A 25235-nucleotide genomic window follows, 5' to 3' on the forward strand; every position below is an offset into this window, starting at 1 on the left:
TTAATCACCGAGCGGTCAACTTACAGCGTAAGTACCGCGGAGACGAACATGACCACGACGATCGGCGCGAGCGCATCCATCCACCTCCACACGGCCGTCCAGGCCGCCCCCGCGACCATGCGCGCGGTCGTCCAGCGGGCCTACGGCGGGCCCGAGGTGCTGCGGCTCGAGGAGGCCCGGCGCCCGGCCCCGGGCGCCGGCGAGGTGCTGGTGCGGGTGCGGGCGGCGTCGGTGTGCAAGGGGGACGCGCACCTGCTGACGGGCAAGCCGTACCTGCTGCGGCTGATGTTCGGGCTGCGGCGGCCGGCGCTCGGCGTGGCCGGCCAGGAGGTGGCGGGCGTGGTCGAGGCGACCGGCCCGGGCGTCACCGCGCTCGCGCCGGGCGACGCGGTGTTCGGCCAGGTGAAGCAGGGCTTCGCCGAGTACGTGTGCGCGCCGGCCGACCGGCTGGCGGCGATGCCGAGGGGCGCGAGCTTCGCCGAGGCGGCCGCGCTGCCCGTCTCGGGCATGACGGCGCTGCAGGGCCTGCGCGACGCCGGCGAGCTGCAGGCCGGCCAGCGCGCGCTGATCGTCGGCGCGTCGGGCGGAGTCGGCACGATGGCGGTGCAGATCGCCAAGGCGCTGGGCGCCGAGGTGACGGCGGTGTGCAGCACGCGACATGGCGAAAAGGTCAGGTCGATCGGCGCCGACCAGGTCATCGACTACACCCGCGAGGACTGGGCGGCCCGCCCCGAGCAGTACGACGTGGTGCTCGATCTGATCGGCGACCGCCCGCTGGCCGCCTGCCGCTCGCGGCTCACGCCGACCGGCGTGTACGTGGCGTCGGCCGGCGCGGGCGGCGAGTGGTTCGGGCCGATGTTCCGCCTGGCGGCGATGGCGATCCGGAACGCGTTCCCGGGGCCGCGGATGACCTCGCTGATGGCCGCGCCGCGGCAGGCGGACCTGCAGTTCCTGGCGTCGCTGGTCGAGGCGGGGACGCTCCGCCCGGTGATCGAGCGCCAGTACTCGCTGGCCGAGACGCCGGCGGCGCTGGGGCACGTGGCCGCGGGGCACACGCAGGGCAAGGTCGTGATCGCGGTGTAGGCCGTCTGGCTCATCGGGCATGTCCTTGGGGACATGCACGATGAAGCATGACGAGGCCCGCGGCTTCAGCGGGCGTCGAAGCGCCACCAGCCGGTCGGGCCGCCGTAGTCCTCGCCGAGGTGGCAGCGCACGACGCCGGCGAACCACTGCGACAGCTCGGCCGGGGTGCAGGAGTCGAGGTAGACGCGCAGCACGTCGGGGTCGTAGAAGCGGAAGAAGGTCGGCTCCGGGGTGCCCTCGCGCTGGACCAGCAGGAACTTGCGCAGGTGCTGGCGGACCTCGAACAGCGACCGGTCGCTGACGAGCAGCACGCCCCAGCGGTAGCCCCAGCCCTCGCGCACCAGGTCGTCGCGCAGGCGTGGGTCGGCCGACAGCGCGACCACGTGCGGGGCGGCGTCGGCCAGGCGCGCGCCCTCGACGCCGTCGAACAGCGAGCGCCACGGCGCCACCGACTCGCGCACGAGCTCGGCGATCCGCGGCTCGGCGGCGGTGTCGAGGACGGCGAACAGCGGCCCGGGGACCCGCTGCAGGGCCGCCAGCGCGGCCTCGGCGGCGGCCTCGTCGTCGGGCTCGCGCGACCACGGGGCCGGGGTGAGCGCCTCGACGTGGAAGGTGAGGTCGGTGCCGCCGACGCGGATCCACTCGCCGTGGGCGAGCGGCGCGGTGGTGGTGACCGCCTGTCCCGAGAGCAAGGTCAGCGCCGGGCCGCCGAGGTGGCGCAGGCGCGCCTCGGCGCCGTCCCACTCGACGGCGGCGTGCACCGGGGCGACGTTCGGGTCGTCGAGGACCAGCCCCGCCGCCGGGTCGCGGCCGATCGTCAGGCCGCGGCCGGGGACGACGATCGCCTTCGCGCCCTGCTGCGGGCCCCAACACAGCTCGAGGATGCCGCGCCGGGTCGCGCTCATGCTGTCCCTTCGGGCAGGTTCCACGCGACGATCTGGGCAGTGCCGCGCTCGAACGCGAGGAAGCGCCGCGGGCCCGACCACACCGCGCCCTGCAGGCCGCGCGAGGGGCCGAGGTCGAGCAGGAGGCGCGGGCCGACGGCGAGCATCATCCAGGTGACGCCGCCGGTGGCGACGCGGATGTCGAGGGCGTCGCCGGCGGGGGCGAAGGCGCCGAAGCCGACGTCGCCGACGGCGTGGAGCTTGGCCAGGCGGCGCACCTCGGGCTCGCCGGTCGCGCCCCAGCCGACGCGGTGGAGCGTGAAGTCGCGGACGCCCATCACGTCGGCGGTGCAGGCCGCCAGCACCGCGAGCGGCTGCGACGGGTGGATCCGCAGCGCGTGGACCTCGGAGGCGCCGGCGTCGGCGAGCGCGGTCCGGGCGGCGCGGGCCAGCGGGTGATCGGCGAGCGGCTGCATCGCCGCGTCGAACACCACGAGGCCGCCGTCGCGAGCGATCGCCACCGCGTCGGCGCCGGCCGCCCAGCCCTGGCCGGCGTCGCGGGCCCGCGGCAGCGGGGCGGCGCCGAGGCGGCGGTCGGTCGCGAGGTCGAACACCTCGACGCGGCCGAGCACCAGGCCGCCGTCGTCGTACCGGCTGGTGTCCTCGACCTGCACGGCCAGGCGGTTCTCCTGTCCCGAGAGCCAGGTGCCGGCGATCAGCGAGTCGTCTCCCCGGACCATGCGCAATTGCTTGGTGACCCGCTGGTCGAGGTCGTAGCGGACCATGCGCCGGCTCTGCAGGTAGGTGCAGGCGCGCCCGGGCATGGCCGGGTGGACCGGCGCGAGCTCGCCGCTGGCGATCGCGGGGACGACGTCGAGGTGGTGCTCGCGGATCGCCGCCCCGTGCTCGTCGACGTGCAGCGAGCACAGCGCGTTCTCGTACGAGATCACGGCGGCCGCGGCGGGCGAGCCGACCGGGACCACGCAGGCGACCAGGGCGTCGTCGAGCGGGTAGTCGTGGAAGGCGACGGCGAGCAGCTCGCGGCGCTCGACGTCGGGGCCGGGCTGGACGATCACAGCCAGCCCTCCGGGCCGGTGAAGCGCAGCGGGCCCTGCTTGACCGCGTCCTGCATCCGCGACAGGCGGGCCTGGTCGCACGCGGCCGCGAGCACCTGGTGCCGGCGCTCGAGGTCGGACAGCATCTTGGCCTTGTCGCCGCCGTCGAGCCGGCCGATCGCGGCGGTGAGGTTGTCCTTGAGCTTGTCGACGATCTTGTCGAGCCGGTAGAACTTGATCGGGTTGATCAGCGCGAACTGGTGGAACAGATAATGCGCGGACCACTGGCCCTCGAGCGCGGTCGAGACCTGCTCGAGCGCCTTGATGGTCTCCTCGTACCACTTGCGGTAGCCGTGCTTGTCCATCAGGATCATGTACCAGTCGGTGCCGAACATCAGCTTGTCGACCATGTACGGGTATTCGCGCAAGATCTCGACCAATTGGTGCCAGTAGGGCACGTCCTCGCCGCCCCACGCCTCGTACTTGTTGAAGATCGGCAGGTAGGACAGGTCGGTGTAGAAGTTGGGGTACTCGCCGCACAGCTCGACGATGCTGCGGATCCAGCTCTTGGCGTAGATCGTGTCCTTGGCGTCGACCGAGGGCATGGCCTTGCCCGCGAACGGCGACTCGGGCCACAGCTCGTGGATGCTCTTGTAGTAGCGCGAGCCGGCCCGGCCGATCGCCCACTTCTGGAACTCGCGCAGCTCGGCGTGCGTCATCGTCGGCTTCTTGAAGTCGGCGACCGGGTCGCGCCACAGCTTGTCGTCGGAGGCCCAGTGGGCCAGGCACAGCCGCAGCGACGGGTTGTCCTGCATCACCAGGCGCCACGCCTCCGGGTGGACGAAGTGGTCCTGGAAGTACTGCATGCGCTCGCGGTCGTCGAGCGAGCCGTCGATCGGGTGCTTGTAGCGCTCGCGCACCTCCTCGCTGGCGAGGTCGATGTAGAGCTTGCGGTGGTGGGTGTACCAGCCCTCCGGGGTGCAGTGGGTCTGGAGCGGCAGGTTCTCGCTCGCCAGGCGGCTGAAGAAGGCGCGCGTGACCTCGCCGGTCTGCCTGCCGCGCTCGGTCGACTCCTTCGGCATGTAGCCCTGCGAGGTGTACATCTTGAGGCCGACGTAGAGGCCGCCGTTCTCGACCAGCGACTTGAACGGGGCGTCGGCCTTCTCGAGCTTGATGTAGCGGCGCGGCTCGAAGTGGTAGAGCGGGAGCAGGCGCAGGGGGTTCTGCGCGGCCACCATCTCGGTGCGGCGCCGCTGCTGGCGCCACGTCTCGTAGCAGTTGGAGCGCTGGTCCTTGAGGTAGCGGTCGAACTGGCGCGAGCTCTCGATCGGGCCCTCCTGCGCCTGCAGCTCGCCCTCCTCGTGGTCCATCGGCAGGTCCTCGTTGCTGTCGAGGTAGACCCGCCGGCAGTCCTCGTAGCGCTGGGTGCCGTCCCTGCGGTTGGCGTACCAGCGGCGGCCCTCCTCGTCCTCCTGGTAGATGTGCAGGCCGTCGTAGCCGTCGAGGTGGCAGAAGTCCATGTCCATCGTCAGCACGATCGAGACGCCGACGAAGTAGCCGCCGGCGCCGCCGGCGAGGAAGTCGATGCCGTTGTTCTCGCTGATGAGGCGCTCGCCGACCACGTGGGTCGGCTCGGGCGCGACCTCCCCCAGGTCGCCGACCATGAGCGAGCTGAGGAGCGGGACGCCGGCCATGAAATTGACGGTGCCGCGATCGATGCGCAGCCCGAGCGCCTTGTCGCGCAGCGGCGGCAGCGGGGCGCAGTTGCCGCTCTGGATGTGCATGTGCGCGTCGATGATGACCGGCGGGAAGCCCTCGAGCTCCGGCGGGCGCTGCTCGTAGGGGCACTTCTCGCAGAACGGCTTGTCGGTCTTGAGCGCCTCGGTCTGCGCGGTCGAGCCGATGAGCACCGTCGGGCAGCCCTGGGCGACGGCGCCGCCGTGGGCGGTGGCGTCGCCGAGGCGCGCGGCCGGCATGTTGCCGAAGATCACCGTCTGCTCGCCCTGCGCGATCAGGTCGGGGCCGCACGGACAGACGAGGCCGTCGCCCAACCTGGCCGCAGGGACATTGCCGATGATGATGGTCGCGTCGCCGACGCAGACCGGCCCGCCGCCGTGCACGGGGCAGGTGTGACCGTCCGTGATGCGTGCGCTGGGCGGCATGGCTCAGGTCTCCGCTCCGCGGTCGGCCGGTCGCGGCGAGACGGGCTCGGCCGGCTTCGCGTCCTCGGGGGCGATCGGGGCGCAGCCGCTGCCCGCCAGCGCGGCGCCGCCCGAGTTGACCTTGACCAGGCGGCCCTGGATCACCACGCCCGAGGCGTCGATCGTGATGAAGCCGCCCGGGCCCCTGACGGTGATGCCGGTGCCGGCCTCGATGACGATCGTCGGCGCCTTGACGTGGACCTCGGCGCCCGACTCGAGCGCGGTCTTGCTGCCGACCTTGACGTGCGCCTCGTCGCCGACGGTCAGCGAGGTGGTCTTGTCGACCTTGGCCATCGCCGAGCCCTCGACGTGGTCGTGGCGGTCGACGCGGACCAGCGTGTACTCGTTCTTGTCGATGATGACGTGCTGGTTGCCGTCGCCGTCGATGCCGCCGATGTGCACGTAGGCGTCGCCGCCGACGTGCTCGTGGCGGTGGCGGTCGACGCGGATGTGGCGGTCGCGCATCACCAGCTCGTTGAAGTCGCCGACCTTCTCGCCGTTGACGGCGTCGCCGACCCGCAGGTGGCGGTCGTGCAGGACGTTCTCCATCCGGTCGTGCTTGACGTGGATGTCGAGGTCGCGCTCGGCGTGCATGAAGATCTGCTCCGAGCCCTTGAGGTCCTCGTAGCGGAACTCGTTGTAGCCGCCGCCGCCGAGCGAGCTCTCCGACTTGATCGTGCTCTTGGTCTTCTCCGCCGGCAGCGGGTACGGCACGGGGTTGTTGCCGTGGTAGACGCGGCCGGTGATGATCGGCTTGTCGGGGTCGCCCTCGAGGAAGTCGACCAGGACCTCGTGGCCGATCCGCGGGATGAACATGGCGCCCCAGCCGGCGCCGGCCCACAGCTGGCTGACGCGGATCCAGCAGCTGCTGTGATCGTCGAACCTGCCCTGGCGGTCCCAGTGGAACTGGACCATGACGCGGCCCTGATCGTCGACGTGGACCTCCTCGCCGGGCGGGCCGACGACCACGGCCGACTGCAGGCCGCGCACGAACGGCCGCGGGGTGGTCCGCGGCGGGCGGTAGATCGTGGCCCGCTCGATGCAGGTGAACCGCGACTCGTAGACGAAGGCGTTGGCGCTGTTGGCGTCCTGGTCGAGCACCTGCGGCTGCTCGCCGCGGTGGCTGACGGTCAGCAGGGTGTAGTCGCCGTTGAGCTCGCTGCGGCGGTGGCCCGTCAGCGTGAACGCGTAGCCGGGCACGAGGCGCATGCAGTCGCCCTTGCCGGCGCCGCTGCGGCGGGTCGCCTGCATCGCCTCGAGCCGGTTCCTGGCGATGCCCGGGCCGCGGTCGGGGTCGTTGCCGGTCGGGAAGCGGTACTCGCCCGGGTAGTCGTAGACCTCGAGGTCAATGTCCTGCTTGGCCTCGGCGCGGACCTCCATGCCCTGCTCGGGGGTCGGGAAGTAGAAGTCGCGCAGGCTGGCCTTGCCCGAGCGGATGTGCTGGCCGAAGCGGAACTCGTGGATGTGCTCGCGATCCTCGACGTGCCCGTCGGCGCTGTTCCACCACACCTGCGGGTCGCCGGCGATCGGCCGGTGCGTGCCCTTGTGGTCGGACATCACGAGCACGTGCTTGTCCTCCTCGTGCTCGAAGTAATAGAAGAGGCCGTCCTCCTCGAGCAGCCGGCTGATGAAGTCCCAGTCGCTCTCGCGGTACTGCACGCAGTAGTTCCGCGGGGCGTAGGAGCCGACGACGTCGAACCGGTAGGCGCTCGGCTTGAAGCCGGCCGCCTCGAGCACCGCGCGGATGATGTCGGGCGTGCGCTGCTCCTGGAAGATCCGGCAGTCCTGGCGCAGCGTCAGCCGCCACACCCGCGGCACCAGGGTGACGGCGAACAGGGCGAACTCGCGGCTCTCGCCGATGTACTCGGCGTGGGCGACGATGCCGTGGACGAACCGCGGCTCGTCGACGCCGGCGATCTCGAGCACCCCGGTCTTGCCGACCAACTGGTCGACCTCGAGCATGTGCGGGCAGGCGAGCTCGAGGCGGAACTCGTACAGCGCGCTGACCCCCTCCTGGCCGCGAAACCGCAGCACGCGGGTCTCGGCGTCGGCGCCGTCGACGGTGAAGGTGTAGACCGGACGGTTGCCGATCAACGCGAGAATAGTTGCGAGCGCTGCCATCCGACCCTCCCGACCACCGCGGACTGCTTGCCGAACAAGGCCGCGACGGTAGCCGAGGTCCGGCCGCCGGAGCAAGGCGCGCGAGGTCGTAGAACGTCGTTTGCGTGCGCGAGAATGGCCATTGGCGCGATCCCGGCGCCGGGGCGGGCTTGGTCTTGCGCGGCGCCGGCGGTCGGGGCCGATGGCCGCGGGACCTGGCGCGCGCGACATGACCCTCGGGTCATCCTGGATGCGTCGGCTGCGACGCGGTCAGGTGTCAGCGGTAGTGGCCGCGGCGGCCCTCGATGTGCTTGCCGACGACGGTGAGCGCGGTGATCCGGTCGAGCTGCTCGAGCGGATCGGCGAGCGGGCCGTCGACGGCGACGCGGACCGAGCCGGCGTCGACCACGATCTCGCCGGCGCCCGGCCACAGGGGGGCCAGCGGCAGCTCGGTGGCCGGCGGGCTGCCGTCCTCGGCGCGCCACACGAGGTGGTGCCGGCGATCGATCGGGACGCCGGGGCGGGCCTCGAACAGGGTGCGCCGCGGGCGGCCGCGGGCGTCCCAGTCGGTGCGCACGGCGATCGCCACGCCGTCGACGGCGGCGGTCACCGCCATGCTGGCGCGCTGCAGGCGGCCGCCGAGCTGGCCGGCCGCGCGCTCCCACGCCGGCACGGCCGCGGCCATGGCCGTCGGGGCGGGCATCACCTCGCGCGCGGCCGCCAGCGCGGCCGCCACCGCCTTGACGTCCTCGACGAACCGGCGCAGCGCCGCCGCGTCGCGCCCCGGCTCGTCGACCTCGAACACCAGGCCGCGATCGTCGGCGGCCCGCGGCGGGCAGCGGCGCAGCAACTCGGAGACATGTTGATTGAGACATGTCGTTTGAGACATGTCCCTTCCGACCAGCTTCGGGGGCGCGCCGGTGAGGGCGAGGCCGAGGCCGAGGTCGGGGGTGGTGAGGCGGGCGACGGCGACCGCGCCGCGGCCGTCGACGTGCTCGCGGGAGATCCGCAGCGCGGCGCCGGCGACGGCCCCGTGCATCGCCCCGGGCTCCCACGCGAGGCCGCTGCGGGCGGCGACGTCGCGCCACAGCGCCTCGACGCGGCGGGTGCCGACGGCCGGCGGGGCCTGCTCGCCCTGCAGCGCCGGCTCGCGGCGGCCGACCACGGTCAGCGGGATCCACACCTCCGGGTCGCGCGACCACGGCACGTCGACCTTGGCGTGGAGGTACCAGGCCAGGGCGACGCCGCCGTGGTCAAAGCCGGCGACCACGCCCTCGGGGAGCTGCAAGGTGAAGGCGAGCGGCTCGGTCTCACGCAGGCGGTCGGCCGGGAGGGTCCAGCGGCAGACCTCGTGGCGGTGGCTGGTGCGGCCGAGGAAGCCGTCGGCGCTCTCGAGCGCGACGAGGGCGAGGGTGGCCTCGCGGTAGGCGTGGCGCTGGGGGTCGGCGAGGGCGATCGCGCCGCGCAGCGGCTCGCCGGGGCCGACGACGGTGGTGCCGAGCGAGAGCTCGAAGTCGGGCGACTCGCCCTGCGTCGGGCCCGAGGCGAACACGCTGGTGGCCGGCGGGCTCGCGGTCTCGGCCGGCGCGCTCTCGACGTGGGCGACGAAGGTGGCGCGCGCGTCGGGCCACCACGGCACGCTGGCGTGGACGTGGTAGGTGTACGAGATCCGGTACGAGCCGCCGCTGTAGCTGACCGGCGCGCCGGCAGGCAGGCGGAAGGTGACGCTCCACGAGTGCTCGCCGATGGGGAGCGGCCCGGCCTCGCGCACGCGGGCGCGCTGGCGCAGGAACTCGACCACGCGCTCCTCGGTGCCGTTCTCGCGCTCGCGGAAGCGGTCGAGCGCGCCGCGCAGCTCGACGTCGACGAACTCGAGCGGCACCTCCTCGCGGCAGTGCAGCACCACCCGGGCGACGAACGGCTGGCCGGCGACCACCACCCGCGGGGTGTAGAGCTGGATCCGCGGCCGGCGGCGGAGCAGGGGCACATCCAGAGGATAGCCGATGTAACCGAGCCTGCGTACGCGGGCCGCGGTCAGCCCTCGAACAGCTCCTGGAACGCGGTCAGCGTGGCGTCGTCGCTCGCGCGGACGATGGTCTCGGCGACCTCGCCGCCCGGTCCGGCGATCTGCCACACCGCCGCGACGGCGTCGCTGGTGTCGCTGCCGGCGATCACGAGGCGGTCGCCGACCCAGGTGCGGGCCAGCGACTGCTCGGCGCTCGCCGTGCTCTCGCCGTCCTCGCGGGCGCGGTGGATCTGCAGCATCGCCGGGCCGAAGCTGTCCTGCGAGAGGTAGCGGAAGCCCTCGGGCGGCGCCGGCAGGGCGACGTCGATCGCCGAGAACGCGGCCTCGATGTCGACGCTGCCGGCCAGCGCGTAGGCGGTCGACGCCAGCGAATCCTCGTAGAGGGCGTCGATCGCCGGGACCCCGCCCGAGCGGAAGGCGCGGAGGACGTAGTCGGCGCCGAAGTAGTACTGGAACAGCGCCATCGCCTCGCCCCACGCGACCTCCGGATCGGCGAAGCGCCGGCGCGTGAAGTCCAGCGCCTGCGCGTAGGAGAACCGCTCCGCCAGCTCGCCGTAGTCGAGCTCGCGCGCCACCGCCATGTCGGCGAACAAGGTCGCCTCGCCGGCGAACAGCGCCGTCAGGGCGCGCTTGCTGTCGAAGGTGCCGGTCTTCGTCAGCAAGAGTCCGCTCAGGTCCGTCTCGCGGTCGCGGTCGGCGAGGGCGAGCGTGTAGAGCAGCCCGTAGAGCTCGGCCTCTCGCTGGGTGCCGTCGGCGACGACGACGACGGTGTCGATCGTCGAATCGTAGGCGACGTAGGGCGCGACGACCGGCGTCGGCTCGGCCTCCTGCCAGTCCGCCGGTAAGAGACCCAGCAGCACGTAGGCGCGCACGTGCTGATCCCACAGGCGCTGCTCGGCCGGCGTGCGCGGCGAGGCCGGCGGGTGCGCGACCGCGTATTCGTCGGCGGTCATGACGGCGATCGTGGGCAACGGGTGATCGGTGTCGCGAATGCAGCCGAGCACCGCGTGGACGTGCTCCTGACAGTCGACCTGGCGGATGTCGCAGCGGCTGGCGCTGCGCAGGCGGCACGGGTCGGGCTGGTCCGTGTCGGCGCAGGCGGCCAGGGCGAGCAGCGAGAGCGCGAGAGAGGGCGTACGCATCGCCGCCGACGCTATCACAGCCGCGCTCGTGACGAGGTGTGCGGGCTGCAGGCGCTGTCGCTCGCGCCGGTGGACCTCCGCGGAGCTCGTCGCGGGGGATGTCGTCGAGTGGACGTCGCGGCGGTCGTGGCGAAAATCACTCATGACGTCGTGATCCAGCGACGACCCGGCGCAATCGAAGCACCCGCGGTCGCGCGACAACCTCGACGAGGCCCTGGCCGACTTCCACGACCTCGACCTCCGCAAGGTGCCCGAGAACCTGCAGACCAAGTTCACCTGGATCTGTGAGCGGTGCTGGCGCGCCACGAGCTGTCGGGCGACCCGCTCGACTGGGTCCTGTTCAACATGAGCAACGGCCCGGCCCAGCGCGCATGGCTGGCGAAGACGGGGATCCCCGAGTCCAGGTCGTTCTTCAACATCGAGCGCTACGGCAACTGCATCGCCGCCTCGCTCGGCCGGGTGCTCGACGACTCCTGCGGGCGAAGAAGCCGCGCCCGGGCGATTTCGGGCTGGTGATGTCGATCGGCTCGGGGCTGCAGTTCGCCGGGGCGCTGTACCGCTTCTGAGCCGGCGGCAGGGCTGTCCCTCGAGACAGCTCACTCGCAGGTCCGGTGCGCCTCCGGGTGCTCGCGGTAAGGCGGGGAGTCGACCGCGGGGCAGGCCGCGCGGATCTTGTTCTTGAGCTCCCGGATCTCCGCGTGCTCGAGCGCCATCGCCGGGAACACCAGCGGCACCGGGCGGCCGTCGGCGATGTCGCGGTGCAGGGTGGTGAGGCGCTCGTCGTCGCGGCCGGTGTCCCAGATCGCGGCGAAGTTGTCGGCGAAGCGGGCGACGAGCTCGGCGTAGGCGGGGCCGCGGAACACCAGCATGTTCTCGAAGGTGTTGTGCTCGGCGTTTTCAGACAGGTTGTAGCTGCCGGTCCACAGCTCGTCGCCGTCGATCACCATGTACTTGTGGTGCATCTGCTCGGCGTAGCTGGCGTGCCAGCGGTAGGCGTAGAACTTGTAGCGCACGGCGATGCCGGCCGCGCCGACCTGGTAGCCGAACAGAAAGCCGCGGTCGTCGCAGGCGCGCCGCCTGGCCGGGTCGGCGCCGGCCTGCGCGAAGCACTCCGCGAGCGCGGCGACCTGGGCCGCGTGGGTCGAGGCGGCGATGTACTCCTGGCCGTCGAGGTAGACGCGGATCTGCAGCTCCCCGGCGCGGGCGATCAGCGCCTCGGCGACGCCGCGCAGGCGCAAATGGTTGGAGGCGAGGTCGATCGATTCGCTCGCGCCCGCGATCGCGGCCACCAGCGCCTCGCTCACGACCTCGCGCCCGCTGGCGACGAAGGTGTCGCCGCCGCGCAGGTCGAAGTTGGCGGAGGTGAAGTAGACGTGCGCGCCGGGCTCGTCGGCGATCATCGCGTCGGTGAGCGCGAGCGTCGACGGGCGGCTCGTGAGCGCGGGGTCGCCGACGAAGTCGCGCGAGTGGGTCCACAGGTGCTCGAACTCCTGCTGCATGCGCAGCACCAGCTCCCGCTCGCCGCGCAGGAACAGGGTGTTCTCGTCGTAGATCGTGGCGGCGCCGGGCGACCAGTTGCCGCTGCCGGTGACGAGGTGGGCGCGGTCGGCCGCGGCGAGGTCGTCGCGCGGGCCGTCGACGATCATGAACTTGTGGTGCATGATCTTGTTGACCCAGCGCACGTCGACGCCGCTCTGCTCGAGCCGGCCCGACGGCGAGTCCTGCAGCGCGGCGCCGGCGAGCTTGCGGTCCTCGCCGGCCTTCTCGAACAAGAAGCGCACCTCGACCCCGCGCTCGGTCGCCGCGGCGAGGGCGGCCCGGATCTCGGCGTCCTTGAACGAATACATGGCGATGTCGAGGGTGCGCTCGGCCTCGCCGATGAGCCGCGCGACGCGGACGTTGTGGCTCTCGGCCGGTGGTCGCGGCGAGAAGACGACGTCGCAGATCGGCGCCTCGCCGCTGCGCGGGCCGACCTCCTCGTCGGCCGCGTGGCAGGCCAGCAGCGCCGCGCCGAACCACGCCGCGTGGGATCGTCGGTGGAGCATGACAGGACCCCGACGACGCGAGCGCGGGGGAGGCCATGGTTCCCGCGCTCGACGTCGTCGCCGATCTAGCCTGCACTGCGATCCGATCGCGCGCCAACCCTGTCGCCGCCGTCGGCATTGTTTGCCGGCGGAGGCGGACTCGGCCTCGGTCCGGCGTCAGCGCTCTTCGCCGCGGATCCGGGTGACGAAGTAGAGCATCTGCAGCGCGGTGGTCACGAGCGCGGCGACGTAGGTGAAGGCGGCCGCGTCGAGCACACGCTTGACGCCGACGTAGTCGGCGCGACTCACCAGGCCGGCGGCTTGCAGGCGCTCGCGGGCCCGGCGGGAGGCGTCGAGCTCGACCGGCAGGGTGACCAGCTCGAACAGGAAGATGCCGGCGAACAGGAACACGCCGAACCACGCCAGGCCGAGCATGTGCAGCGCGAGGCCGGCGATGATGACGATGTACGACAGCTGCGAGCCGATCCGCGCCGGCAGCACCAGGGCCTGACGCAGGCGCATGAGCCCGTAGCCCTGGGCGTGCTGAATGGCGTGACCGGCCTCGTGCGCGGCCACGCCGGCGGCGCTGACCGAGCGGCCGGCGTAGACGTCGGGCGACAGGCGCAGCACCTTGTGCGCGGGGTCGTAATGATCGGACAGCGCGCCGTCGATCGGCTCGATGCGGACGTCGCGGACCCCGGCCTGCGCCAGCACGGCCGCGGCCGCCTGCGCGCCCGTCACGCCGCGGCCCGCCTGCAGCGGGACCTGCGCGTAGCGGCGAAACGTGGAATGAACGTACCACGAGGCCAGCAGCGACAGCAGCAGGCCGGGTACCATGTAGAGCATGTATTGTGGATCGAAGGCCCACATTGCACGGACCATGGTGGTACCGCCGCCGGCCGGTGCAAGGTCGGCGGAGCCGCCGCCTGCGTCCATTCGCGCGGCGGGGGCGGTCGGCGGCGATCGTGCGGCGGCCGTGAGACGGCGCGATCAGCGGCGGTGGACCTCGAGCGCCGCGCGCACGGCGGATTCGATGGCGCCCTCGACCCACGCGTGCTTGAGCGAGGTGTGCTCGCCGGCGAAGTGCAGCGGGCCCTCGACGGTGCGGGTGTGGAGGTGCAGCTCGATGAGCTGGTTCGGCAAGAACACCGCGGCCTCGCCGAAGGCGTAGGGGTCGTTCATCCAGCTCTGGGTCCGGCCGCGGCCGGTGTAGAACGCGGCGATCCGGTCGCCGTGCACGTCCTGCAGGTTGCGCAGGGCGAACTCGTAGCGCTCGTCCTCGGGCATCGAATCCCAGCGGGCGGCGTCGTCGGCCCAGGTGTACGAGGCGAGGACGACCCCGCCCGGGCTGCCGGGGATGGCGTGAGACGGGTAGTAGATGTTGCGATTGGGGTTGTCGGTCACCGACCCGCCGCCGAACACGCGGGTGGCGGGCGCCTCGCCGTATTGCTCGTACAGGCCGGGCGCGATCGCCTCCAGCTCCTGCTGCCAATCCTCTTCGGTGAACTCCCACCAGCGGCGGCTGAACTCGAGCAAGATCTTGGTCGCCGAGTCGTAGTGCATCTCGATGATCGCGCGGCGCTTGCCGTACGACAGCGGCGGGTCGAACTGGACGTGGCGCAGGGCCGAGAACGGGATGGTGACGATCGCCAGGTCGGCGGTGTATTCGGGGCCGACGGCGCCGCTCTCGTCGACCGTCTCGACGCGGACGGCGGGGCCGCCGTGGCCGTCGCTCGTGACGATCCGGACGGCGCGGCGGTCGAGCACGAGCTGGCCCTGCAGCATCGGCTCGAACGCGTAGGGCAGGCGCCAGAAGCCGCCCTCGATCTCCCAGTAGCGGGCCCCGGGGTTGATGTCGCTGCGGCCGATGAAGGTGTGCATGAACGACAGCCACAGCCGCGAGGTCGCGTTCTCGATGGTGCCGATCGCGTCGACGGTGGCCTCGTCCAGCAGCGCGTACTCGAGCAGGTAGCGGCCCATCGAGTAGTTGTCGAAGTCGTAGATCGCGCGGGCCCAGCCCTCGATCCACTCGGCGGTCGGCTTGTTCTCCCGCGTGCCGTCGGGCAGCGGATCGGAGAAGTAGTCGCGGACCGGGTCGAGCGCGGCGTTGAAGATCTCGGCGGCGGTGCGGCCGGCCTCGGCGCCCATGACCCCGAAGCTCTCGTTGACGAGCGCCGGATCGTCGACGTACTCGCCGCGGCGCACGAGCAGGCCGTTGACGGCGATCCAGGTGCGCAGGGCCTGATCGGGCGGGACGAATTCGGCGACCGGTTCGCCGTACTGCCACACCTCGCCGGTGAACGACTTGTAGCGGACCGGCGGGACCGCGGCGAGCTTCGGTGCGACGACGTCGACGTTGTAAAATTGCCGCCGCGTCAGCCCGAGCTTGTCGATCAGGGCCAGCGACAGCGGGTGGAAGTCGGGCAGGCGCATCGACCCGGCCTCGGCGTATTGCGCAGGGTCGGCGAACGGCGCCGGCTGCTGCGGCTCGCTGGCGCGGAAGGTCTTGATCCGGCCGCCGATCCGGTTGGCGTTGGCCTCGAGGATCGTGACGTCGTGGCCGGCCTGCTTGAGCAGGTGCCCCGCGACGAGGCCGGCCATCCCGGCGCCGAGGACGAGGATCTTCTTCGACGCGTCGGTCGGCGGCAGGCCGTCGTCGATCAGGACCTTGAGGTACTCGAGCTTGAGGTCCTGGCCCTCGGGGCCGACGAGCAGCAGGTCGCGGGCGATCTGCAGGGCCCGCTGCCAGCGGTCGCCGTCGACCTGCGGCTCGCCGCCGCGGTCGAAGTCGCAGGCGAAGCCGAGCGCCAACCATCCACCGAGCTTGCCGAACTGTCTGCGCCCGAGCATCGTCACCTGCCTCCCGCGTGTGCTGTCCATAGCCGCGCGGCCGGGCCGCGCCTGTGCGCCGGGACAAGCGGCCCGCCGCGGGCGCGCGCGTGGCCGCGATCACGCGTCTACGCGCCCCGTGTCCGCCACCCTCGGGGGCCGCGATGACGTGCGCGGACCGGCGAGGGCGTCACGAGCGAGCGGACGGGCGACGCGATCGGCTGCTGCGAGCGATCGCGCTGTTCAAGTTCGGCAAGGCGGCGCTGCTCGCAACGGTCGCTCTCGGCGCGCTCGAGCTGCTGCGCCCCGCCGTCGCCGAGCGCGCCCAGGCGTGGCTGTCGGCGCTGTCGCTGCACAGCGAGCGGGCCGAACTGCAGCGCCTGCTGGCGGGGCTCGCCGGCGTGTCGCCGGGGCGCCTGGCCGAGCTCGGCGTCGGCTCGTTCCTGTACGGGGCGCTGTTCGCGATCGAGGGCGTCGGTCTGTGGCTCGGCCGCCGCTGGGCCGAGTCGGTGACGGTGGTGACGACGCTTTCGTTCGTCCCGTTCGAGGTCCATCACCTGCTGCGCCACCCCCGGGCGACGGGCGCGTCGGCGCTGGCGCTCAACCTCGCGGTGGCGGCGATCCTGATCCGGCGCCTGCGCCGGGGGCGAGCGGAAGGTGACGGCGCGGGGCGGTGAGGTGTCTGATGGGACATGTCGTGATGGCGCTCGGTGTCCGCAGGGAGGTCCGCGCTGCTCGTCGCCTCGCTCGTCGCGCCGGACGACGACGACCCTGCCGCGACCTCGACCGGGCCCGAGGTGACGACGAGCTCCGACGGCGGCACGACGACGACCACGACGGAGGCGCTCACCGACACCGACCCGACCACCGGCGAGACGACCGGGCCTGGCGCGGGCTGCGGCGACGGGGTGGTCCAGGCGCCGGAGGTCTGCGACGACGGCAACGCGGCCGACGGCGACGGCTGCAACGCCGACTGCCAGCCGTCGGGGCGGGTGCTGTGGTCGATCACGCACGCCGGCGGGCTCAAGATGGTCGAGGAGGCGCTTGCCTGCGAGGTCGACGCCAACAACTCGATCTACGTCATCGGCCGGGTCGGCGTCGGCGCCGACGATTACGACCGGTGGGCCCGCAAGTACGCGGCCGACGGCGCGGAGCTGTGGACGCAGACCTACGCCGGCGGGGCGATGCTCGAGGATCAGGGCCGCGCGATCGTGGTCGACGCGGCCGAGACGGTGTACCTGGCCGGGTTCGCCAGGAGCCGATGCAGGGCAACGACGTGGTGGTCCGCAAGCACGCGGCCGACGGCAGCCCGCTGTGGACGAAGAAGTTCGTCGGCGCGGCGATGCTGAACGACGTCGCCAGCGGAGCGGTGCTGACGCCCGACGGCGATCTGGTGATCGGCGGGGCGACGGCGACGCAGGGCGCGGGCAACGACACGTGGCTGCGCAAGTACGGGCCGACCGGCGACGTGCTGTGGACGCGGACGTACGACGGCGCGGCGGGCAGCAACGACGCGACGAACGCGGTGGCGGTGACCGCCGACGGCTATATCTACGCGGCCGGCTACGAGGCCGCGCCCGGCGAGAGCAACAACGCGTGGACGGCCCGCTACGACGCCGACGGCAACCTGCTGTGGTCGCGCCTTTACAACGGGGCGGCCAGCAAGGCCGATACCCTGCACGCCGCGGTGGCGCTGGACGACGGCGGGGTGATCGTGTGCGGCTACGAGTCCGCGGTCGACCCGGTGCCGTGGAAGAGCTTCCTCCGCCGCTACGACGAGGACGGGCTGATGGTGTGGACCGAGATCGAGGCCGGGCCGGAGGCGGCGGGCGCGTTGTGCTACGGGCTGGCGCTGACGGACGACGGCGACGTCCTGTTCGCCGGGGCGACGATCCAGGCCGGCAAGCGCGAGCCATGGGTCCGCCGCATCGCGCCCGACGGCGCGCCGCGCTGGGCCTCGGTGATCGCCGGCGCGGGCGGCGGGGCGAGCCAGGCCCGCTGCATCCGACCGGCGCCCGACGGCACGCTCGTCGTCACCGACGGGATGGACGAGGGGATCGACGGACGCGACGCGTGGATCGCCCGCCTGAGCCCGTAGCCGGCGTCGCCGGAGGCCGCGAACGATCCGAGCCGCGCGAGCGGGACCGATCCGTCAACGAGCTGTCCTTCGAAACATATGATCGGAGGACGAGCGCCGTCCGCCGGCCGACATTTGCGGAGGGCTGGGGGCGGCGCGCCACCTTGCAATCTCGCCGGCGGGAGACGATCGTCTGGCGTGACCGGAGATCTGCCGGTCAGGAGGTCGGATCCGATGGCACGGCTCTCAATTCCCCTCGCGCGCCTGATGTGCGCGACGAGCGTCCTCTTCGCGGGTTGCGGCGACGCGTCGCAGGCGACCGGCCAGGACGCGTCCGACTCGGACGCGCCCGCGAGCGAGACGGAGGCGACGGGCGCGGATACGTCCGGGAGCGGGGTCCCGACCGAGGCGGCCACCAGCACGCCTCCGGACAGCGACGGCGGCAGCGGCTCGCTCGGAGAGGACTCGAGCTCCGGCACGACCGGCACGACCGGCACGACCGGCGAGCCGCCGGCGCCCGGCTGTGGCGACGGCGAGCTCGACCCCGGCGAGGCGTGTGACGACGGCAACGACGACGCGTTCGACGGCTGCCTCGCAGACTGCACGGCGGTCGAGCCGATCGACGCGCCGCCGCTGCAATGGCAGTACTTCGAGGTGCCGGGCACGATGTGCATGAACGGCGACACCGCCGGCTTCGGCATCAGCCTGAACCCGGACTCGAAGAACGTGATGATCTACCTCGAGGGCGGCGGCGCCTGCTTCAACGACGTGTGCGACTTCTCGGCGTTCAACATCCCGTTCATCCCGCCGCCCGACGGGATCTTCAATCGCAACAACCCGGGCAACCCGGTCCGCGACTGGAGCATGATCTACGTCCCGTACTGCACCGGCGACATCCACGGCGGCGACAAGGACACGATGCTCGGCGGCCAGCTCCGCCACTTCCGCGGCTACACGAACATCACGAGGTACCTGCAGCAGTGGGTGCCGACGTTCCCCGGCGCCGAGAAGGTGCTGCTGACCGGGATCAGCGCGGGCGGCTTCGGGGCCGGGCTCAACGCGGCCCAGGTGGCCGACGCGTTCGGCCCGGGCCCGCAGATGATCGTGATCGACGACTCGGGCCCGCCGGTGTCCAATCAGGTGATCCCGCCGTGCCTGCAGCAGACGTTCCGCGAGGTGTGGGGCCTCGACCAGACGATCCTCGCCGCCTGCGGCCCGGACTGCGCCGACCCCGACGACTTCGCCACCGGGATTCTCCACCACACGCTGACGGCCTATCCGGAGATCCGCTTCGGCCTGTTCTCCAACACGGCCGACGCGATCATCCGCGGCTTTATGTCGTTCGGCTGGGGCAACGGCCAGTACAACACCTGCGAGGGGCTGCCGCTCAGCGTGCCCGCCGACGTGTACGAGGACGGGCTCCTGTCGCTGCGCGCCGACCACGAGGACGCCGCCTCGACGTATTACATCGGTCAGACCCAGGTGCTCTACAACTTCGGCCAGGGCCACACGGCGCTGCGCTCGCCGTCGTTCTGGACCACGGTGATCGACGGGGTCCAGCTGTCGGAGTGGGTCGGAAAGGTCATCGAGGGCGAGGTCAGCCACGTCGGGCCGTGAGGTGAATGGCCGAACGAGCATGCCGCATGAGACATGCTCGTTCGGTAATGCCCCGACGGGCATATCCCATCATTCATGTGCGCCGTGGGCCGCCCGGCCAGCCGGCCTCGGCTCGAAAGCCCGGCGAGGCGCCGTGACGCGGGCCGGTTTTCGGCGGCCGGGAGGACGTGGACCTGCGCTTCGGGACAGCCGAGGAGTCGCGGCTGACTTCAGCGGAAGATCTTGGCCGCGTTGGCGCCGAAGCTGGCCGTGCTGCCGGAGATCATGGCGCCCTCGCGGCGCCAGGCGACGCCGCTCGGCCAGCTGTAGTTCGGGCCCTGGCGGGCCTCGAGCCGCGCCTCGTCCGCGTCGGTGAACGGCACGCCGTTGGCGTAGGTGAGCTCGAAGCCCATGCGCGAGAAGGCCTCGCGCTCGTCCTGGCCGTAGCGGAGCTCGAAGTGGATCCGCTGGGCCGCGCCGAGCTCCATGTCGAAGGCGGTCTGGAGGGCGACGATCCGCGCGATGTCGGCGAGCGCGGGCAGCTTCGGCATGAAGGTCGAGCGGTCGTAGACGGCGTCCATCAGCTTCGGCACGGCCTCGTGGATCACGTGCAGCTCGACGTGCTTGCGGCCGAACTCGACCGAGCTCCACTCGCTGGTCGATTTGCCCTCGATGATGGTGTTCTCGCGGTACACCGTGCCGTCGAAGTCGACCTCGGCCCGCGGGACGCCGACGAAGTCGACCCGCAGCTCCAGGCTCACCTGCCCGTGCTGGCCGCCGCGCCGCAGGAGCAGCCGCACCCGCGTGGGCGGCCGCGGGCTCGTGATCCGCGGCGAGGCATCGGCGAGGAGCGCCGGCAGGTCGCGGCCGCAGCGCGCGAGGGCCGTGCCCCACGCGTCCCACATTCGCACCGGTCGCAGCGCCTTGGTGCCCTCGTTCATCGCCGCGAGCGTGGCAAATCGGCCGGCCGGCTGTCAACGCCCGGTGAGGCGGCTGTCCGCTCGGACAGACACGTCCCGGTCGCTGCGGTCCGATCGCAGCCGGCCGACCCCGCGGCTCCAAGACGGCGGCGCGGGCTCGCGGACGGCGTGCCGGCGCCGAGGGGGAGGCATTTCGGCGGCTTCAGGGTCCCGTGCGGGGGCGCATGACGGGGATGCCCCCGCGCTCGGCAGAGGTGCCATACCCTGCCGGTTCTCGACACCGGGCGGGGTGCGTATGCCTTTAAAAGCATGCCGACAAAGACATGTCGATGAGGACATCTCGAATCGTGAGCCCCGCGGCGCTGCGAGGTGCGCCGCGCCAGCCCGGGTCGAGATCGTCGCGGCAGGCGGGCGCGCGGGGCCGCGACGCTGGCCGTCGGTGCTGCGGTCGGGGCTGCGTCGGCAACCTGGAGGTCCCTCGGCCGCGACCTCGGGCTCGCGGCAGGGGACCGACCCGACCCGACACAGGGCGGTGGTGGCCGTGGGAGATCCATCGTGCCATCGGCCCGCGAACGTGCGCGGGCGGGCCCGCGTGCGGGTCTGCGGCGGTCCTGGCGGGTCTGCGGCCGCGAAATTCGCTTGGCCGGCCGGCGGTTCCCCGGCACACTCGCGGCGTGTCACGCATCGCCAAGTCCGAGGTCAATGCAGCGTTCGAGTGGGCCGCCGCCCAGATCATGGAAGCCGGCGGCCGCGACAAGATCACCAGCCGCGCGGAGATCCGGCGCAAGATCGCCGAGCTCACCGGGGCCGAGCGCGATCTGGTCGACTTCTTCTACCGCTTCATCGTCCGCCAGGACGGCAACCCGAGCGAGCGGGTCGACCGCGGCGACATCGAGAAGGCTCTGGTCGCGGCCCGCGAGCAGCTGGTGGCCGCGTTCGACACCAACGACAACGGGCTGTCGGCCGACGAGGTGGCCAAGATGCCTCCGCTCGGCCGCCTCGCGGTCAAGGTCGCGCGCCACCGCCAGCGCAGCGGCGAGGAGCTGGCGAACCACTTCGAGGCGCTCGCCTTCAACCTGGTGTTCGACGACTACGGCACCGAGCTGACGAACGAGCACTTCCTCAGCTTCCACGCGCCGGCCCAGCTCGAGACCCTCACCGCCCAGAGCTTCATCGCCACGCTCGGGCTCAACCCCGACGACCCGACCCAGCGGATCGCCCGCATCGAGCCGGCCGCCGACTTCTTCCGCCGCCTCGTCGACCACCACACGCCCGGCCAGACCGCCCAGGCCGTCGCGCTCGCGCAGGCGATGCAGTCGACGCTCGCGGACCTGCAGGTCTACATCGTCGGCGCCGACCCCGAGGGCGGCCCGGTCCACCCGGTCTACATCGTCGGCCTCGCGCCCGACGGCAGCCTCGCGGGCCTGCGCGCGCGCGTCCGCTGGAGCTGAGCCGCCGACCATCGTCGAAGGCCCCGTTCGCGCGCCACGGCGCGGGCGGGGCCGCGGCTTTCCGGAAAGGCCCGTCGCTCGATCGGCTCCGGTCGGGCGGCGGCGCTTTCGGGCTTGACACATTCCCATATGGGAATATGATGTCCAAGTGGCTCGCACGCCCACGACCACCGACGTTTTCAACGCCGTCGCCGAGGCGAGCCGACGCGACCTCCTCGATGCCCTGAGCAGCGGGGAGGCGACGGTCGGCGAGCTGGCGGAGCGCTTGGGCCTCAGTCAGCCGGCGGTGTCGAAGCACCTCGGCGTGCTGCGGGCAGTCGGGGTCGTCCACGTGCGGGTCGACGGGAAGCACCGCTGGTACCGGCTGAACGGTCCGGCGCTGAAGCCCATCCACGACTGGGTACGCACCTTCGAGCGCACCTGGAACACCCGTCTCGACCGGCTCGACGACCTCCTCGCCGAGCTCCATTCCCAGGAGAAGAAGCAGTCATGACCAACAACAAGATCGTTTCCACTCGCCATGGTTCGGCCGTCGTCACCCTGCCGTCGGACACCGAAATCCTCATCACCCGCGCCTTCGATTACCCGGCCGAGCTCATCTTCAAGGCCTGGACCACGCCCGAGCTCGTCAAGCGCTGGTGGGGCTTTCCGACGTCGGAGTGGCTGGTCTGCGAGGTCGACCTGCGGGTGGGCGGCCGCTGGCGCTACGTCATCCGCGACCAGGACATGGAGGTCGGCTTCCACGGAGAATTCCGCGAGATCGATCGGCCGCGCCGGGTGGTGTCGACCGAGGTGTACGAGGGCTTCCCCGACGGCGAGGCGCTCAACACGGTGACCCTCGAGGAGGTCGGCGGCGTGACGACGATGCGGACGCTGGTCCAGCACTCGTGCAAGGAGCACCGCGACGCGCACATCAACTCGGGCATGGAGAGCGGCATGCAGGTGTCGTACAATCGCCTCGAGGACGTCGTGGCTGGGCTGCACGGCGCGCCCGCGGCGGCGTGAATCGCCGGTCGCGACGCACGCGGATGCGATGAGGGGGCGCGGTGGCTCGGTACGAGCAACCGCGGGAGGAGGCGACGGCGTAGACGCAGCCCTTGCGGTCCCACGGGTTCAGGTCCCACGGGATCGGGCCGCACAGCAGGCGGATCGCGGGCGGGCCGTGCGTGCTGCAGACCTGCGTCGACGCTCGCGCGGCGATGCCCTCGAGGTCGCACGGGTCGCACGCCTCGCCCTCGACCCAGATCAGGTCGGTTCGATACGAACCGTCGAGCACGACGTCGGCGGGTCCTCGCTCAGCCTAGGCAGGTACTGCGGATCTCCGGAGGGAGCGTCGGCCGAGAGCCGGATCTCCACCGCCTCGTCGACGGGGCGCCCCGGCTGCCTCGCGCGCGTCGACCCCGGCGTCGACCGCCACGAAGTCGTCCAGGCGCGCGCGACAGCTGTCGATCCGCAGCGCCCAGCACGGGATCGGCCCCGGCTGCAGCGACACGATAGCCGCGCCGCCGCCGGTGCGGCTGCTGGCGGCCAGCGCCGGGTTCACGCTCGAGGACCGCCGGCGGCGTCGATCTGCGGCAGCGACTGCTCGGGCGACTTCACCCGCGCGGCCGCGGCCGCGAGCGCCCATTTAGGTCCGAGCTGCTTCCCGCGCTGCCTCGCCGACGCCGATCGCGAGACGCCGGAGCTGGACGTGGTGTGCGACTTCGCGGCGGACAACCTGTTCGAAAACTGGCGGGTCTCGGTGCCGCCGTGCGCGGGGGTGGACGGCGAGTGGGTCCCTCAGGGCGGCGCGCCGCGCTGCATCGTCGTCCGCACCGGCGACGCGCTCGACCCTCGCTGCGCGGAGGAGGGCTCCAACGTCGAGCTCGAGCTGCGGACGACGGCGCCCGATCCGCCGGGCCCGGTGTACCGGGCCGGCTGCTGGCTGTCGCCCAACCCGCACCTCGACTGCCCGCGGCCGTGACAGGGCGCGAGGGACATGTCGTGATGGACATGTCTGAAGAGACCGAGAGGAGCGGGCGGCGTGCAGGCGAGCGCGGGCCCGGCGGGCCCCCGGTTCCTCGCCGGTCACGCGGACGAGGCATGCCCCATGAGACATGTTTCAAGGGAGACTCGGGCCGGGTCCGCGCCCCTGGCCGGATCGCGCCGATCACGGCGCGCCGTGGTTCAGCGCCTGTACTTCGGGCCAGGCGAGCTGCAGGCGGGCGTCGAGCCAGCGGGTCTCGGCGGCGGCCAGCTCGGTGGCCTTGCTGCCGATCTCGCGGTGGACGTTCTCGGCCGGGGCGAGGGTGGCGTCGCGGCCGCGGGTGAACGACTGCTCGCGGACGATCAACCAGTAGGCCTTGTCGAGCGCGAGGGCCCGGTCGCGCGAGGGGGCGAGCAGCCAGGCGAGGTCGCGGTCGCCTCCGGGGGCGGCGCGGCGGACCTCGGCCTCGTCGAGGGCGCCGCCGGGGAAGAAGCGGGCGAGCATCTCGGCGTTGGCCCGCAGCTCGTCGCCGCCGCCGACGCGGCGCATGTAGGTGAGGTATTCGGGCTCGGCGTGGCCGCCGGCGGGGACGTCGCTGAGTCCGCGCAGGTCCTGGATCTTCCAGCCGCGGGCGCCCGGGAGCTTGCGCGGGAAGGAGAAGGTCTGGTCGACGGTGATGCCGATGCCGTTGTGGCAGCCCATGCAGAAGCGGTGCTCCTCGGCGGTCTGGAGGCGCAGGCGGCCCTGCTCGTCCTCGATGAAGCCCTGCAGCTGCCAGCCGAAGTCGCCGAGCAGGCCGACCTCGGGCGAGCCGCGCCAGCGCGGGAGCTGGCCCTCCTGGCGGCTGTCGAACTCCTCCTCGTAGGCGCGCTGGATGGCCCAGCGGTCGAGCTCGTCGACCTTCCGCGCGTAGCGCAGCTCCTTCATGCGCGCGGCCATCAGGCCGGGCGCGTCGGGGTCGAGGTAGCGGACGCTGTGCAGGAACTCGGTGCCCTCGGGGTAGACGCCGCGGCGCACCGGGTGCCGCGCCGCGCCGCCGAAGTAGTGCGTCGGCAGGCCGCGCAGGACGGTGGCGGCGCCGAGCCGACCGTCGCGGTCGAGGTCGACGCCGACGGCCCGCTCGTCGAGCGGCTCGGTCGGCCAGGCGAACCCGGCGGGCAGCTTCGCCGGCCCGGCGACGGCGGCCTCGAGCACGGCGAGGTTGAGCTTGTAGATGTCCTCGGAGACCTGTCCGTCAGGACCTGTTCGAAAAGCCAGCGGAAGGCGAACGAAGGCGTCGCCGGCGCTGCCGTTGGTCGGCCAGAACGCGCCGACGAACGGCTTGTAGGCGTAGGTCCGCCACATGCTGCCGTCGCGCGCGAAACCGTCGGGGCCAAAGCCGGCGGCGAGGTCGAGGTCAGGGGCGTAGCCGGCGAAGTCGGGGCGGCCCTGCAGGGCCTCGCGCAGCGGGCCGTAGTTGTCCTCGCGGACGTAGCGGAGGACGTCGTCGTCGGCGATCGCGGCGATGCCCGGCCGGCGATCGACGAAGAGGTTGGTCCAGTGATTGACGCGGCCCTCGTCGGAGAAGGCGTACTCCTCCTGCAAGTGCCAGTCGTTCATGCCGTTCGGATCTTGCGAGGCCGTGTGACAGGCGTAGCAGGGGTTGCTGTGCGCGCCGGTCCGCGTGTAGCACTGCGGCGGGATCGAGGCCTCGGCGTTTTCGACCCGCGGGCCGGCGGCGCGCGCGACGGCCAGCGGGTCGTAGCGCGCGACAAGAGCCCGCGGCGGCGCGGCCGCGGCTTCCGAGCTCGCGCGCGCGGACAGCCACCACTGCCCGGCGACGAGGCCGAGCAGGGCGAGGGCAGAGGCGAGGTGGAAGCCGGGGCCGTGCATGCGTGACAT

The 25235-nt window shown here is 72.3% G+C and carries 21 protein-coding genes; 10 read left to right on the top strand and 11 right to left on the bottom strand.

The window, feature by feature from the left end:
- Window positions 1-48 precede the first annotated feature (48 nt).
- Complete coding sequence (locus NAEX_RS29620; protein WP_211302495.1) at window positions 49-1083, top strand: NAD(P)-dependent alcohol dehydrogenase; 1035 nt, start codon at window positions 49-51, stop codon at window positions 1081-1083.
- 65 nt (window positions 1084-1148) lie between these two features.
- On the opposite strand, the gene NAEX_RS29625 is transcribed toward NAEX_RS29620, so the two are convergent.
- From NAEX_RS29625 to NAEX_RS29650, 6 genes are all read right to left on the bottom strand, one after another.
- Window positions 1149-1988: a DUF4123 domain-containing protein gene (locus NAEX_RS29625; RefSeq protein WP_096330840.1), complete on the bottom strand. Its 840-nt coding sequence runs from the start codon at window positions 1986-1988 to the stop codon at window positions 1149-1151.
- Window positions 1985-3043 (bottom strand): hypothetical protein, encoded by a 1059-nt coding sequence (locus NAEX_RS29630; protein ID WP_096330841.1) that lies wholly within the window; start codon window positions 3041-3043, stop codon window positions 1985-1987. The genes NAEX_RS29625 and NAEX_RS29630 overlap by 4 nt, the downstream gene beginning before the upstream one ends.
- Window positions 3040-5184, bottom strand: coding sequence for a PAAR domain-containing protein (locus NAEX_RS29635; RefSeq protein ID WP_096330842.1), 2145 nt, complete (start codon window positions 5182-5184; stop codon window positions 3040-3042). Before NAEX_RS29635 ends, NAEX_RS29630 begins: the two co-directional genes overlap by 4 nt.
- A 3-nt stretch (window positions 5185-5187) precedes the next feature.
- Window positions 5188-7344: a type VI secretion system Vgr family protein gene (locus NAEX_RS29640; RefSeq protein WP_096330843.1), complete on the bottom strand. Its 2157-nt coding sequence runs from the start codon at window positions 7342-7344 to the stop codon at window positions 5188-5190.
- A 256-nt stretch (window positions 7345-7600) separates the two neighbouring features.
- Window positions 7601-9310, bottom strand: a complete 1710-nt coding sequence (locus NAEX_RS29645) for a hypothetical protein (RefSeq protein WP_096330844.1) — start codon at window positions 9308-9310, stop codon at window positions 7601-7603.
- Between the two features lie 47 nt (window positions 9311-9357).
- The gene (locus tag NAEX_RS29650) at window positions 9358-10491 is read right to left on the bottom strand and encodes a hypothetical protein (RefSeq protein ID WP_143140390.1); all 1134 of its coding nucleotides are present in this window, start codon (window positions 10489-10491) and stop codon (window positions 9358-9360) included.
- Window positions 10492-10782: 291 nt separating this feature from the next.
- Here NAEX_RS29650 and NAEX_RS29655 point away from each other — a divergent pair, with 291 nt between their 5' ends.
- Window positions 10783-11007, top strand: a complete 225-nt coding sequence (locus NAEX_RS29655; RefSeq protein WP_096330846.1) for a 3-oxoacyl-[acyl-carrier-protein] synthase III C-terminal domain-containing protein — start codon at window positions 10783-10785, stop codon at window positions 11005-11007.
- Between the two features lie 80 nt (window positions 11008-11087).
- Here NAEX_RS29655 and NAEX_RS29660 read toward each other — a convergent pair whose 3' ends face one another.
- From NAEX_RS29660 to NAEX_RS29670, 3 genes are all read right to left on the bottom strand, one after another.
- On the bottom strand, window positions 11088-12536 hold the full coding sequence (locus NAEX_RS29660; protein ID WP_096330847.1) for a phospholipase D-like domain-containing protein: 1449 nt from the start codon (window positions 12534-12536) through the stop codon (window positions 11088-11090).
- A 156-nt stretch (window positions 12537-12692) separates the two neighbouring features.
- Entirely contained in the window at window positions 12693-13397 is a 705-nt protein-coding gene (locus NAEX_RS29665) for a zinc metallopeptidase (protein WP_211302496.1), read from the bottom strand.
- Between the two features lie 108 nt (window positions 13398-13505).
- Window positions 13506-15365 (bottom strand): flavin monoamine oxidase family protein, encoded by a 1860-nt coding sequence (locus NAEX_RS29670; protein WP_100792857.1) that lies wholly within the window; start codon window positions 15363-15365, stop codon window positions 13506-13508.
- A 143-nt stretch (window positions 15366-15508) separates the two neighbouring features.
- Between NAEX_RS29670 and NAEX_RS29675 the strand changes: the two genes are divergently transcribed.
- The 4 genes from NAEX_RS29675 (at window position 15509) to NAEX_RS29690 (ending at window position 19038) form a co-directional block, all read left to right on the top strand.
- A complete protein-coding gene (locus NAEX_RS29675) occupies window positions 15509-16021 on the top strand; it encodes a DUF2127 domain-containing protein (protein WP_096330850.1) in 513 nt (170 codons plus the stop codon).
- A 33-nt stretch (window positions 16022-16054) separates the two neighbouring features.
- A complete protein-coding gene (locus NAEX_RS29680; protein ID WP_096330851.1) occupies window positions 16055-16693 on the top strand; it encodes a hypothetical protein in 639 nt (212 codons plus the stop codon).
- A complete protein-coding gene (locus NAEX_RS29685; protein ID WP_100792858.1) occupies window positions 16606-17442 on the top strand; it encodes a Kelch repeat-containing protein in 837 nt (278 codons plus the stop codon). The genes NAEX_RS29680 and NAEX_RS29685 overlap by 88 nt, the downstream gene beginning before the upstream one ends.
- A 213-nt stretch (window positions 17443-17655) precedes the next feature.
- Entirely contained in the window at window positions 17656-19038 is a 1383-nt protein-coding gene (locus NAEX_RS29690; protein WP_170136104.1) for a pectin acetylesterase-family hydrolase, read from the top strand.
- Window positions 19039-19247: 209 nt separating this feature from the next.
- Here NAEX_RS29690 and NAEX_RS29695 read toward each other — a convergent pair whose 3' ends face one another.
- On the bottom strand, window positions 19248-19958 hold the full coding sequence (locus NAEX_RS29695) for a hypothetical protein (protein ID WP_096330854.1): 711 nt from the start codon (window positions 19956-19958) through the stop codon (window positions 19248-19250).
- Window positions 19959-20611: 653 nt separating this feature from the next.
- Between NAEX_RS29695 and NAEX_RS29700 the strand changes: the two genes are divergently transcribed.
- The 4 genes from NAEX_RS29700 to NAEX_RS29715 all read left to right on the top strand — a co-directional run bounded on the left by NAEX_RS29700 (window position 20612) and on the right by NAEX_RS29715 (window position 23351).
- Window positions 20612-21388, top strand: coding sequence for a nuclease A inhibitor family protein (locus NAEX_RS29700; RefSeq protein WP_096330855.1), 777 nt, complete (start codon window positions 20612-20614; stop codon window positions 21386-21388).
- 148 nt (window positions 21389-21536) lie between these two features.
- Entirely contained in the window at window positions 21537-21881 is a 345-nt protein-coding gene (locus NAEX_RS29705) for an ArsR/SmtB family transcription factor (protein WP_096330856.1), read from the top strand.
- A complete protein-coding gene (locus NAEX_RS29710; protein ID WP_096330857.1) occupies window positions 21878-22393 on the top strand; it encodes an SRPBCC family protein in 516 nt (171 codons plus the stop codon). The genes NAEX_RS29705 and NAEX_RS29710 overlap by 4 nt, the downstream gene beginning before the upstream one ends.
- Before the next feature lie 688 nt (window positions 22394-23081).
- Window positions 23082-23351: a hypothetical protein gene (locus NAEX_RS29715; RefSeq protein WP_143140391.1), complete on the top strand. Its 270-nt coding sequence runs from the start codon at window positions 23082-23084 to the stop codon at window positions 23349-23351.
- A gap of 186 nt (window positions 23352-23537) precedes the next feature.
- Here NAEX_RS29715 and NAEX_RS29720 read toward each other — a convergent pair whose 3' ends face one another.
- On the bottom strand, window positions 23538-25235 hold the full coding sequence (locus tag NAEX_RS29720) for a hypothetical protein (protein WP_143140392.1): 1698 nt from the start codon (window positions 25233-25235) through the stop codon (window positions 23538-23540).

This window comes from Nannocystis exedens (genome assembly GCF_002343915.1).
GTDB lineage: Bacteria > Myxococcota_A > Polyangia > Nannocystales > Nannocystaceae > Nannocystis > Nannocystis exedens.